Source organism: Methylomonas sp. 2BW1-5-20, from assembly GCF_052474515.1.
This window is the reverse complement of record NZ_CP184128.1, coordinates 18788-31396: the sequence shown is the minus strand read 5'-3', so window position 1 is coordinate 31396 and position 12609 is coordinate 18788. Positions and strand designations below refer to the sequence as shown.

The 12609-nt window shown below is 48.8% G+C and carries 10 protein-coding genes; 8 read left to right on the top strand and 2 right to left on the bottom strand.

Annotated elements, in window-relative coordinates; genetic code table 11:
* Positions 1-251 precede the first annotated feature (251 nt).
* Complete coding sequence (locus ACH50O_RS22955) at positions 252-1691, bottom strand: IS1182 family transposase (protein WP_446812251.1); 1440 nt, start codon at positions 1689-1691, stop codon at positions 252-254.
* A 537-nt stretch (positions 1692-2228) separates the two neighbouring features.
* Between ACH50O_RS22955 and ACH50O_RS22950 the strand changes: the two genes are divergently transcribed.
* From ACH50O_RS22950 to ACH50O_RS22920, 7 genes are all read left to right on the top strand, one after another.
* On the top strand, positions 2229-3284 hold the full coding sequence (locus ACH50O_RS22950) for a hypothetical protein (protein ID WP_446812250.1): 1056 nt from the start codon (positions 2229-2231) through the stop codon (positions 3282-3284).
* Between the two features lie 383 nt (positions 3285-3667).
* Positions 3668-6316: a dockerin type I domain-containing protein gene (locus ACH50O_RS22945; protein ID WP_446812249.1), complete on the top strand. Its 2649-nt coding sequence runs from the start codon at positions 3668-3670 to the stop codon at positions 6314-6316.
* Positions 6317-6364: 48 nt separating this feature from the next.
* Complete coding sequence (locus ACH50O_RS22940) at positions 6365-6943, top strand: VPLPA-CTERM sorting domain-containing protein (protein ID WP_446812248.1); 579 nt, start codon at positions 6365-6367, stop codon at positions 6941-6943.
* A 660-nt stretch (positions 6944-7603) separates the two neighbouring features.
* On the top strand, positions 7604-7987 hold the full coding sequence (locus tag ACH50O_RS22935; RefSeq protein WP_446812247.1) for a DUF302 domain-containing protein: 384 nt from the start codon (positions 7604-7606) through the stop codon (positions 7985-7987).
* Between the two features lie 241 nt (positions 7988-8228).
* Positions 8229-8960: a DUF4405 domain-containing protein gene (locus ACH50O_RS22930; protein WP_446812246.1), complete on the top strand. Its 732-nt coding sequence runs from the start codon at positions 8229-8231 to the stop codon at positions 8958-8960.
* 194 nt (positions 8961-9154) lie between these two features.
* Positions 9155-9811, top strand: coding sequence for a thiopurine S-methyltransferase (locus ACH50O_RS22925; protein WP_446812245.1), 657 nt, complete (start codon positions 9155-9157; stop codon positions 9809-9811).
* 94 nt (positions 9812-9905) lie between these two features.
* Positions 9906-10295, top strand: a complete 390-nt coding sequence (locus ACH50O_RS22920; protein ID WP_446812244.1) for a sulfite exporter TauE/SafE family protein — start codon at positions 9906-9908, stop codon at positions 10293-10295.
* A 49-nt stretch (positions 10296-10344) separates the two neighbouring features.
* On the opposite strand, the gene ACH50O_RS22915 is transcribed toward ACH50O_RS22920, so the two are convergent.
* On the bottom strand, positions 10345-11709 hold the full coding sequence (locus tag ACH50O_RS22915) for a sigma-54 interaction domain-containing protein (RefSeq protein WP_446812243.1): 1365 nt from the start codon (positions 11707-11709) through the stop codon (positions 10345-10347).
* Positions 11710-11905: 196 nt separating this feature from the next.
* Here ACH50O_RS22915 and ACH50O_RS22910 point away from each other — a divergent pair, with 196 nt between their 5' ends.
* Positions 11906-12598, top strand: a complete 693-nt coding sequence (locus ACH50O_RS22910) for an MBL fold metallo-hydrolase (RefSeq protein WP_446809190.1) — start codon at positions 11906-11908, stop codon at positions 12596-12598.
* Positions 12599-12609 lie beyond the last annotated feature (11 nt).

Below are 12609 nucleotides of genomic sequence, written 5' to 3'. Positions count from 1 at the left end.
CCGAGACGATTACGCCAGTAGTGAATGGCGGCTTTTGGAAGTGGCGAATTTACAGTTTCGACCCAGGCTGTGTAAAAACGTCAAAAAAATGAAATAGTCGGCGTTTAAACGGAATTCTGCTCAAATAAACCGAGCTGGTAAACCCAACTGGTGGACGATTCTGGATAGGTAGGTTTTTTCTGGTTATCGATTGATATGGCCAATAGCTGCCTGTTAGCCATGGTAATAGGGCTAAAAAACAATAAATGGCCTCAGGCCACCATTGCTTCCATCAAGGCAGTGGTTCCCAGCATATTCATCATCCTTTTGAGATTGTAAGCCAGCACATGCAAGCTCATCTCGGTGCTGACGTGATCCAGTGTCTTGGTCAAAAAGTGGGTTGATCCCATCCAAGCTTTGAGAGTACCGAATGGATGCTCGACCGTTTGCCTTCGGATGCGCATACTGTCGGGTGCTTTGTCCAAACGAGTCTGCATCGCATCGAGAATCTCTTCATGCTCCCAACGGCTCACTCGTCGATAAGCGCTTGGCGTACATTGAGACTTGATTTGGCATTGTGGACAATGCGAACTCCAGTATTTATTGAGATTTAATCCATGTTCTTCACTGGCAAATCGCCAGATCAGACGTTGTCCTGCCGGACATTGGTATTCATTCTTCGCAGCATCATAAATAAAATCTGCCTTATCAAAACGTCCGTCAGCTTTGGCTCCAGATGTCATGCACTTGGGCACGAAAGCCGTAATACCGGCCTCATCGCATTTGCGAATTTCCTCGCCGCTGAAATAACCACGGTCAGCCACGACGTTGAGTTCGGAAGCGCCGATCGCAGCTTTGGCTTGTTTGGCCATGTTGGCTAACTGGCTTCGATCATGACCAACATTAGTGACTTCGTGCGCTACGATGAGATGGTTTTTGGTGTCGACTGCAGTCTGGACGTTGTAACCGACCATGCCCGAACCTCGTCCACTGGTGGCCATCGAGCGCGCATCCGGATCAGTCAGGGAAATTTGTTTATCCGGGGTCTTTTGCAATTCGGTTTCGATGGTATCGAGCTTGGCCATTTGCTGTTTTAACATGGCAATCTTTTCCTGAAGCCGTTGGATTTTGGCTTCGGTAAAATCGGCCTGCTCCTGACGATCCGCCGTTTCCAGCGCCGACAGATAGCGTTCGATACTGGCTTCGATTTGCTCGCGCCGCCGCTTGATTTTATTCGTCGTGAAGTTATTGTCACGGTTGTTGACCGCTTTGAATTTGCTGCCATCAATGGCGACTGTTGCCTCTGTCAACAAATTCAACTGACGGCAAAGTACGACAAACTGGCTGCAAACTTTACGGATGGCCGTGCCATTATCTTTGCGGAAGTTGGCGATGGTTTTAAAGTCGGGCGTCAAGCGCTCCATCAACCAAATCAGTTCCAGATTGCGTTGGCTTTCGCGTTCCAGTCGGCGGCTGGATTGGATCCGGTTCAGGTAACCGTAAATGTAGAGTTTGAGAAGTACGGCGGGATGATAGGCGGGGCGTCCGGTTTTCATGGGAGAAACCCCATCGAATCCTAATTTGCCCAGATCGAGTTGCTCTACAAATACATCAACTACGCGAACAGGATTATCGTCAGCAACATAGTCTTCCAGTTGCTCAGGAAATAGGGTTACCTGAGTTCGATCCGTACTTTGAATGAAGCGTTTCATCTGCACTCCCGGTGGCTTGGCCGTGAGCTTATTTTATCAGATTAAGCGTTTTTACACGGCCTGGACCCAAAAGCGACATTCGCGCTCATTGTCTCGGTTTGTCCGGTATATGCTCTGCAGCGGTCAGTCAAATTAAGGCTGGTAAGCCTTTTGCTTATTATCGTTTGGTCGGAATACTCCGCTGCCAAAAGCCACGTTCGTGATATTTGCGTAGTCGGCGGTAATCCTTTGGCATATAACAATTTAATCAAGCACGAATGCACAGGGAAGTCGACTACATCTGCTGGTTAACCTTGACGCGAATTCTTTTGAAGAGTAGCGTTAAGTTCGCCGGAGACAAAGGCCCTTGACTTTCCTAAGTTTTTCTAAGTTATTAAGGTTTTCAGTTTAACTGATGTCGCGGCAGTCTACGGAATCAGAATACTACTGACATTATCGATTCTACGGTTCGTAAATATTTCGTCTGCTTTTCGGATAGCTCAATTTCTAAATCGACAAGAACAACAATATCCACTGACACCGCAGGAGGACGACCACATGAAATCCTATACGAAAACATTCAATTGCCGGTATTTTACGCACCGTTCCAAGTTAGTCTGCACAGCAACACTGATCGCTTGCAGCGGTGCAGCTATCGCCGACTCTCAATTTGGCGTTGTGGGCAGTTCGATCGACCTATCGGCCTATGTGCAGGAATCGCTGCATCCTGGCGGTACAGTATTCGAAGAAGACAAACCCATCACTGGCACCCAGCCTAGCCCCAAGCAAAGTGCCGAGCTATTGCACCGGGCTGCCAAGGGCCAAAACTTTTCCGGTCGTTCGACCGATATCCATGAGGCCTTCGCGTCGTCGCTAGCGGAGTCAGACGGCAACGGCGGTGTCGGCGTGAGCTCGTGGATCGCCGGCGACCCGGGTGACGGCACACAGAACCAGACGGGTCAGCTGGTGGCGCAGTCGCTGTGGACGCAGACCTTCCAGTACCTGGGCAGCCCCAAGGTCGACATCTCGCTGCACCTGCAGATCCCGGCGCTGACGGTGGGCCTGCTCGGCGTGCCGCCCAACCGCGACGGTTTCAGCGCCACCGAAACCAGTGAGGCCACGGCCCGGCTCGATTCGATCATCACCCATGCCGACGGCACCTTCAGCCGCGGCGCGGCCTGGGAGTTCGGTCTTCGCGTCTTCGAAGTGCAGATTCCGCAGGCGCCCGGCGTTTACCAGAACTTTGCAGACGTGCAATTTTTGGGCACCGACAACAGCCTGTTCGACACCTTCCGCAGAGACCCCACCAGCGCCAACTTCGAAAGCTACCCGGCCTGGCTGGTCGACAGCGTTTCGACCTCGGTCAAGCTGGGTTCGCTGGAGTTCGGCGACACGCTGGCCTACGTGTACACCCTCACCGCCAAGGGCACCACGCATGGCGGCGAGCATGGCTACTACGCCTTCCTGGGCGACCCCTTCGGCGTGGACATCGTCGGGGGCAACCTAACCACCACGGTGACACCAGCAGTACCGCTGCCGCCGGCTTTTTCTTTGACACTGATCGGTCTGGGGATACTCGGTTGGATGGCGCACAGGCCGCAGAAACCCTCTTGAAAGTCAACTTGCATGGTAGCTCCATCCTTTGAGTAGGCTTTCAAAAAAGCCAAAATGTAGGCTGGGTTAGAGCAACGCAACCTGACGAAATCCGAATGAAAATAGAACTTCAGCGGATTTAGTCCATGGCAAGCCTAGGCTGAGTCACTCGTTATTACCCATAAACTTTTTAATGTAAATTTAATTTAAAGTTAATCTTGGATTTATTTTCATGTGTTAACGTAAAAACCTTACGCTCTTATGATTTTTTGGCATATAAGCACCCATATGCCAAAAACAGCGCTGACAGGATAATTGAAGGATTCCTGTTTGAGTTTAGCGGGTTAAAGCCAAATAGATTTTAGCCTCCACGTATTGTTCTTAACCGTAAGGGGTTAGATTTTATGAGAAAACTAGGCTTTCTCCTGCTGTCATCGATTTTTTATTTTCTAACCCCTATCAATACTCACGCGGCCAACGCGGTCTTGTTAGGTTGGAATAACTTGGGCATGCATTGTATGGATTCTCGTTACGCGGAGTTTTCCATCCTGCCGCCATACAACACCATTGATGCCCAATTGATCGTAGGCGGTAAACTGGTGACAGCCACCAGTACGCCTGGCGCAACCGAATATTCGATTACTTACGAAGCCGTTGCCGACCCGGTCACAGGGTTATTAAACTCGACCTCCAAGGATAAAAGCGACTGGGCCAAGTTCGCGCCAAGTCTTTTTCCTGGACTAAAGGGCCTCAATCCACCCTACGCAGCTGACATTGGCCTTGCGGGTTGTAATATGCCGGGCGTGGACAGTCCGTATGTTCTAAATACCCCTCAGCCTTTGGTTTTTCAACCGAGCAATGCCCCGCTCAATTCCTTTCAGGGCGAAGGAATACCAATCACACCTACCGATGACGAGGGCAACAAAAACACCTATCCGATGATGCGGTTAGTCGCACGAAATTCAGCGAATGCGATCATTGCTCAAAGCGATATCGTATTGCCAGTCTCTGATGAAATGAGTTGCAAGACTTGTCATGCTGCAAACACCAATCCACAAGCAAAACCGGCAGTTGGCTGGATTACCGATGCTAATCCGGAACGGGAGTATCGGTTAAATATCCTTAAACGTCACGATGAGCAGGAGTTCTCAAAACATCTGACGCTTTATTCAGAAGCCTTAGCCGCAAAAGGCATTGATGCCAATGGTCTTTATAGCAGCGCCACTGTTGATCAAGATGCAAATACGCTTGGCATTCAGACCAAGCCGGTATTATGTGCGTCATGCCACTCTTCTGAAGCGCTAGGAACGCCGAGTTTTACCGGCAGTACCGGTACAGTGTCGGCGCTGACAGCGGCTGTGCATTCAACGCACTCGAATGTTTCTGCGCCGGGCAACAATCTGTCGTTGAACGATTCCAATAATCGCTCGGCCTGTTACGACTGCCATCCTGGCTCGAAAACACGTTGTCTGCGCGGTGCCATGGGTAGTGCGGTTGCGACTGACGGTTCCATGGAAATGCAGTGTCAAAGCTGTCACGGCAATATGAGCAAGGTGGGCGATAGCCACCGCACCGGATGGTTACAGGAGCCAACCTGTCAGAGTTGCCATACAGGCACGGCGATTAGTAATAACGGCAAAATCCGTTACAGCTCCGTATTCAATAATCCTCTGACTTATGACAGTGAACGGGTGGCAGTTAATCAGACTTTTGCCACTAATCCAGACACTCCGGCTCCTGGATTGTCGCTGTATCGTTTTTCAAAAGGTCACGGTGGCTTGCAATGTTCGGCCTGCCACGGTTCAACCCACGCTGAGTTTCCGTCGTCACATCAGAATGACAATATCCGCAATGAACAGTTGCAGGGTCATGCGGGTGTGACAGTGGAATGCAAAACCTGCCATACCACCAGCGTCCCAAATACGGTCAATGGCGGTCCACACGGGCTACACCCCATTGATCAAAACTGGGTAAATTCACATCATGATTCGGTTGAACAAGTAGGTGTCTCAAGCTGTAAATCATGCCATGGCAGCGATCTGCGGGGCACAGAGCTGTCGAGATTCCAGGGCGACAGAAACTTTAGAGTCGGTGATGCGGGTACGCAGAAGTTTTATCGAGGCGGTACAGTCGGCTGTTATACCTGCCATCAAGGGCCAAATAACGATCACATGAACACGACACCAGCCCCTGTTACAGCAGATGTGACTGCCACAACCGTAGCAGGCACTCCGGTCGATCTTACGCTACCGGGTAATGTTGCAGGCGTGACTTTACGCATTTTAAAGCAGCCACAAAACGGGACGGTTGGTCTGAATAACGGCATCGCGACCTATTTCCCATTTGAAGGATTTACCGGTACGGATACCTTCTTGTTTGCCGGCTATGATGGTAGCAAAAACACTAACACCTCGACCAACAACAAAGGTACTGTACCTGCTACTGGTACAGTGGTTGTAAATAATGCGTGCAGTTATTCCCTACAACCGAACACGCAATCGGCATCAGACACCGGAGGTGGTTATAGCAGTAACTTAACCACTGCTGCTACATGCCAATGGCAGGCCCAAAGCAATTCACCTTGGATTGCAGTCAATTCGGCAAGCAGCAGTGTCGGCAATGGAACATTTCAATACACTATTTCGGCAAATACACTCCCCTCATTGCGGAGCGGAAGCATCATTATTTTGAATGCCGGTAACCAACAAGTCGCGCAATTGACCATCAATCAAGCTGCTGGACTCGATAGCGATGTCGATGGCGTGGTCGACAACCAGGATAACTGTAAATTGGTATCCAATACCAGCCAATTGGATAGCGACGGCGACCATTTCGGCAACGCCTGTGATGCTGATTTCAACAACGACTGTAAAACTAACTCGCTGGATTTGGGCAAGTTCAAAAGCGTATATGGTATCAGTGTTGGAACGCCGGAGCTGAAAGCCGCAGCGGACTTTAACGGCGATGGCAAAGTCAATTCGCTGGATTTAGGTTTGTTTAACAAATTGTATGGCAAAGCCCCAGGGCCTTCCGGCTTGGCCGCTTGCCCATAAGCGTTAACACTAATTAATTTTTCTTAACCACACAACGGAATTCTCATCATGAAACTAAAAAACCTGCCCGCCATTGTTGCAGTTCTCGCTAGTATCACCGCCACCAATGGCGCATTCGCGGCAGTGACTGAAAACCATGTTTTTTTCGATCCTACCAGTACCACCGTTAATTTAGGTGATACTTTTTCTCTGGTATTGAAAGGCGAGTTATTCCCTGCCGGACTGGATGGCGGTTCAGTGGATGTAAATTTTGATTCATCAATGTTGCATGCCGACACAGTCTCGGTAAATAGCAGTTTGTGGAATTTTGCCTCCGTGCCCGGCGCCATCGATAATACTACCGGTAAAATCGAATTCACCGATTTTGCGCAATTTGGAGCCAATACCACTAACAATCTTTTCAACATCGCGACGTTTACTTTTACGGCCATCGGATCGGGCAGCAGTCAAATCACCCTAGTTACCAACAACAACGATCCTTTTGCCACTGGCGGCAATCCAATCACTCCGACTTTTTCCAATGCGGAGGTTAATATACTGCAGTCAGCAGTGCCATTACCTGCCGCCTTTTGGCTATTTCTTTCAGGTCTGGGTAGTTTTGCAGCGTTGGGCAGAAGAGGCGCTTAAAGGTTGTCAAAAAGGAGATTGCATTGATGCCGTCTCCTTTTACTGTATTACCAATATCGGCGTACCAGGCAAAGCTAGCTATTCATGTGGAGCCGACGGGCTATCCCATTTGATTGAATCCTCCTCAATTGCTAGCCAAGTGTTACAAAATTGATGTTTTCAACAAAGAGAGATTGCAGCCATATATTCGGTATCGTGGTACAAGTTTTTTGCCTCCGGACACTGATGAAGCTATTCGCGCGCTTTTACCACTATTATGTTGTCGATTGGCTTCTTAAGAGCCTAAGGAGCCCCTCATCCGAGCGCTAGAGGGACAGCCCTCCTGGATAACGCGGTGCCCAGCTCACACTACGACCCTCCGCGCCACCCTGCCTGCCCCTCACGGGCGGCCCTCCCCCTGTTGCTTATTGCTTAACAAGCCACAGGGCTTCCCGTGTTGCGTGAGCTTACCTTATGTTCATGCTGTCACTACTATTCCGGCGTAGCGTTGGAAATAATCTTCGCTCGTATTCCCCGCCGTATCAGCCTTCCCCGAAAGGGTCTTTGGGTCGGGCCTATTCGATGTCGTTTGCGAGGCTTGATAAAGATCACGTCATTAGCATTAGCTGTATAGTTACCCTATTGAAAATAAATTCCCCAGCCACAAAGATTGAGGTTCTCATGTATTACATTGTCGCAACAGATAAATCATTTGACCAGGCGTCGGCCGACCTCGAGTCAGCCGTTAATAGTCATGGCTACGGGGTATTACATGTTCACGACTTGGGCGGAACACTCCGCAGCAAAGGCTTAGCGTTTGATAACGAATGCAAAATTTTTGAAATCTGCAATCCGAGTCAAGCCGCAAAAGTATTGTCCATCGACATGCGTCTGAACATGGCGTTGCCTTGCCGTATTTCGGTGTTCACCGAGCAAGGAAAAGTCAAGATTGGCCTGATCAAACCGGCACAGATGCTTTCGACACTCTCCCAGGACATGGCGTTAGTTGAAGTTGCCAAAGAAGTCGAAGAAAAAACCATGCAGATGGTTGACGAGGCGAAGTAAGTATTGGGCAAGTCAACGACTTTATCAGTTTGAAGATAATCGAAATTGGCGTAGCTGAAAAGATAGCCGCCAGTTTCCAGTGAACAGCCTTGGTAGCGGTCGTCATTGATTGACAGCCGGCGACTATGCGGCCAATCACATAAGATAGTACTATAGGTCTGGCCGTATTTCTAATACGGGTCATTTCTATGGCACCCACACAGTCTCTTCCATATCTCTCTAATTGTTGCATTAATGAAACATGAATCGCACGGTTGTTAATATCGTTATCGATCTGGTTGCGAGTCTACTGTTTTTGGGGATGATCGCAACGGGCTATTTGTTGCGTTTTCCCTTGCCGCCAGGGAGTAACAAGACCCTCACATTATGGGGTTTGAGCAGGCATCAATGGGGCGACATTCATTTCTGGAACAGTTTGGGGCTTTTAACTGTGCTGATAATTCATCTGGCTCTCCATTGGAATTGGATTGTCTCGGTGATCGGCAAACGTTGTCACCTAATCAAAAGCTCGCAACCTTCGTTAGTCCTTAGCGCGATTTGGACACTTGGTATTATTACAGCTCTGTGCCTATCTTTTGTCTGGGTTGCCCAAAGGGATGTTCAAGAGAAGCCCCGAGCCATCTGCACCAACAACCCAAGCGATACACAGCGGCATGATTCAGCTATTGCAGAGCCAAGTACAGCTGAAACTAAACTACTGATATGGGACGATGTATACCCCATTTTTGTAACAAACTGTCTCGACTGCCACGGCCCACAAAAACACTACGCAGGTTTTCGAGTTGATCATTTAGATGATTTTTTCAAAAATGACGGTAATTCATCTTTAGTTTTGCCGGGGCAGAGTAGCCAAAGCCCTCTGATTGCTATCATTTCCGGAGAGCGAACCAATATGGCGATGGCTGAAAGCCATAAACTCGCTGCATCGGACGTAACACGTATCAAAACCTGGATTGATCAAGGGGCGAAATAAACAGAGGTTTTTCCTAAGGTAATCATATTTCAAAAATCCGAGCTGATTGTTCTGTTTTGATTCAGGTCTATTGATAGTAGAAACATCAGCCGTTACAAACATTCATCGCTTCTCGTTTTAACATAATCGCGAGCAGTGGATGGATAAGTCAAATAGAATGGCCCATCGAAAAAATTTTAGTCGAGGTATAGGCCATGCACCATGATTTCTGGCATCAACGCTGGCAACAGAATCAGATCGGTTTTCATAAACCAGAGATTAACCCGCTTATTGAACGTTACTTCCCCAGGTTGACGGTCAGATCCAAAGGTCGGGTGTTTGTACCCTTGTGTGGTAAAAGTAACGATATGTTGTGGCTACTGGCGATGGGTTACCAAGTTGTTGGTGTCGAATTAAGTCCATTGGCTGTCGAATCGTTTTTTTCCGATAACGGTTTAAAACCAAGACTACGTCGCCAAGGAGACTTTTGGGTTAGTGAGGTGGACGGACTGCAGATTTTTTGTGGAGACTTTTTTGCTCTACGGTCTACTGATTTTGATGAAGTTGACGCGGTTTACGATCGCGGATCGTTAGTAGCTTTACCGCCCGACATGCGTATTGAGTATGTGTCGAGCTTGTATGCCATGCTGACAACGAATGTGCAAATGTTGTTAATAGTTTTTGATTATCCGCAACATGAAATGGAAGGTCCGCCCTTTAGTGTGCAAACCGAGGAAGTTGAGAGTTTGTATAGCTATTGGTGCGATATCGAATTGTTGACTAGCGAAAACGTGTTAGTGAACGAACCACATTTTAAAGATCGTGGCTTAACCAGAATGGCCGAGCAAACTTATCGGCTCGTCGTGCGTTAACTTTTCACCTCAGTTTGAAGTCTCATGCGGAAAGACTGTTTGATTTAGCGAGCACTTTTTTGATTGCTGTTAAAAAGTCGATTGGGAGATAAGCATGAATCCATCGTTAATTATTCAGCTTTTGGTCATCGGGCTTATCTCTGGTGTGGCATCTGGCCTGTTTGGTATTGGCGGAGGTGTTTTGATTGTTCCTGCATTAGTTTATTTGGCTGGTTTCTCGCAGCATGCAGCTATTGGTACCAGTTTGGCAATTTTGCTTCCCCCTGTGGGGCTGGCCGCAGTAATTGAGTATTACCGTCATGGGAATGTCGATATTAAAGCGGCCTTGATAGTTGCGGTGGCACTGTTTCTTGGTGGTTGGATCGGAGCAGTGATTGCCGATCATGTACCGGAAATTCAATTGAGGCTGGCATTCGGTGTGTTTGTAGTTATGTTGGGCATTTATCTAATAACAACCGCTTTACGCCGAATGTTTGGTATATGATTCAAATGTTTTTTTATCTTAATAGTTGTTTAGCAAACTACCTGATCAATTACGTATCAATGTTATATTTTTTTCGCTTGCGCCAGAATGTTGCGCGGCTCATGCCTGCATAGCTCGCCGCTGCCTCCATATTGCCACCTGTCATTTGTAATGCTTCCCGGACTATATCTGCTTCGTTTTGATATTTTCTATGTTTGGGCGGTGACAGCTGTTCGCTAATAGTCGGCGGCTTTGATTCACGAAATTCCGGCGGTAAATCTTCGAGACACAATTCGTTCCCCCGGCCTACGGCGAATGCGTATTCGACGACATTAATCAGTTCCCTGACATTACCCGGCCAACGGTAATCGAGCAAACGCCGCATGGCTTCCGGGGCGATGCTGTCGACATGTCGTCTACCATGAAGATTATGTAGATCGATGTTATGCCAGAGTAACAAGTTGACATCCAGTCGTCGCTCTCGTAAGGGTGGCAAAAATACGGGCACCACCCGTAGTCGATACATCAAGTCCTCACGAAACCGTCCAGCTTTTACCTCTTCGCGTAACGAGCGGTGGGTGGCGGCAATAATACGCACGTCAACACTGACTGCCGCATCGCCTCCAACCGGGATGAAGCTTTGTTCTTGCAAGACCCTCAGTAGTTTGGCCTGTAACTCCAAGGGTAATTCAGCGACTTCGTCCAGAAATAAAGTGCCGCCATGCGCACGTTGAAACAAACCGGCATGCGTTCGCACCGCTCCCGTAAAAGCCCCTTTGACATGGCCGAATAGTTCACTTTCCAACAAGCTGGGTGTGAGCGCGGCACAGTTGATAGCTAAAAAAGGTTGTTGATGGCGCGGGCTTTCTTGATGTAGGGCGCGAGCCACCAATTCCTTCCCAGTACCCGACTCCCCTCGAATTAATACAGTGGCTTCGGTTTCGGCGACGTTGCGGATAATTTTGATTGCCTCCAGCATGGCTGGATCACGGGACAAAATGCCATGGAAGCTTTCACTATTTCCTTGTTTGCCTAAAGCCGTTTCGTTTGAGGCTTGGGGTTGGAGAAATTCCAGCGCACCGGCAAATTGGCCCTCGGCGCCGAAGAATGCGCGAGCAGTACGATAGCAGGTGACGCGTTGACCATTAGCGCGTTTAGGATTCACGATTTGCGCTTTGATTGAGCCTAGCTCCGCCAGACCGCACGGATCTTGTCCTTCCTCGCAACCCAGCGTTTGGGCGCACGGTTTACCCAGAACCGATTCCGCCGGTAGGCCAAACAGTTTCTCTGCCCCCTTACTCCAGAAGAGTACTTTACCGCTAGCGTCAACCGCAAAGACAGCGCCGGCATCTACTAAATCGGTGAGTACCGCTATGACTTGATCGGGCCCCATCTGGCTGAGCCAGCGATTAAAGAAAGGGGAAGATTGGCTCATGGAATAAGTAGGTTTGTTTCAAATTTGTTTCAAAAGTAGCATAAATGTATCAATGATTCAAATTGAAACAATATCAATCATTTGATCTGTTGCTATGTCTTGAATTTACTGACTTACATAGGTTCAGCGAGTTGGCACGATACTTGATATAAGTTTATTAGGCTATACTGAATAATATCTTTTTTGGAGTATCGTTATGATTTTTCGTCAATTGTTTGAGAACGAAACCTCGACCTACAGCTATTTATTGGGCTGTGAACGTACCCGTCGGGCTGTGTTGATCGATCCGGTCGCTTCGGAAATAGATGACTATGTCGAACTGCTGCAAGCATTGAATCTGAAGTTGATTTACACACTGGAGACTCACGTCCACGCCGATCACATCACCGCGTCCGGCTTGCTGCGGGAAAAACTCGGCAGCAAAAGTATCGTGCACCGTGATGCCGGGGCTATGTGTGCCGACTTGCTGGTCACCGATGGCGTGCTGTTACAAATCGGTGAGCTGGAGTTCGAGGTACGCCACACCCCGGGTCATACCAGTGGCTGCGTCAGTTATGTAATGTCTGATCGAGTGTTTACCGGTGATGCCTTATTGATCGGCGGCAGTGGCCGCACCGATTTTCAGCAAGGCGATGCGGGTCAGTTGTACGACAGCATCATCAACAAGCTGTTCAGCCTGCCGCCGGATGCCTTGGTTTATCCCGGCCATGATTATCACGGTAACACCGTTTCGACCATCAAACAGGAAATGGCTAAAAACGCCCGTCTGGGTAGCGGCAAGTCGCGTGAAGACTTCATCGCCATCATGCAGGATCTCAAATTGGCCTATCCACGCTTTATCGACAAAGCTTTGCCGGCTAACCAGTCCTGCGGACTGGCTGTGGAATAAGCGAGGACTCG

Coding starts and splice junctions, on each gene's coding strand:
- ACH50O_RS22940 (WP_446812248.1), top strand. CDS start 6,365: ATGAAACTAAAAAACCTGCCCGCCATTGTTGCAGTTCTCGCTAGTATC.
- ACH50O_RS22950 (WP_446812250.1), top strand. CDS start 2,229: ATGAAATCCTATACGAAAACATTCAATTGCCGGTATTTTACGCACCGT.
- ACH50O_RS22955 (WP_446812251.1), bottom strand. CDS start 1,691: ATGAAACGCTTCATTCAAAGTACGGATCGAACTCAGGTAACCCTATTT.
- ACH50O_RS22915 (WP_446812243.1), bottom strand. CDS start 11,709: ATGAGCCAATCTTCCCCTTTCTTTAATCGCTGGCTCAGCCAGATGGGG.
- ACH50O_RS22920 (WP_446812244.1), top strand. CDS start 9,906: ATGAATCCATCGTTAATTATTCAGCTTTTGGTCATCGGGCTTATCTCT.
- ACH50O_RS22925 (WP_446812245.1), top strand. CDS start 9,155: ATGCACCATGATTTCTGGCATCAACGCTGGCAACAGAATCAGATCGGT.
- ACH50O_RS22910 (WP_446809190.1), top strand. CDS start 11,906: ATGATTTTTCGTCAATTGTTTGAGAACGAAACCTCGACCTACAGCTAT.
- ACH50O_RS22930 (WP_446812246.1), top strand. CDS start 8,229: ATGAATCGCACGGTTGTTAATATCGTTATCGATCTGGTTGCGAGTCTA.
- ACH50O_RS22945 (WP_446812249.1), top strand. CDS start 3,668: ATGAGAAAACTAGGCTTTCTCCTGCTGTCATCGATTTTTTATTTTCTA.
- ACH50O_RS22935 (WP_446812247.1), top strand. CDS start 7,604: ATGTATTACATTGTCGCAACAGATAAATCATTTGACCAGGCGTCGGCC.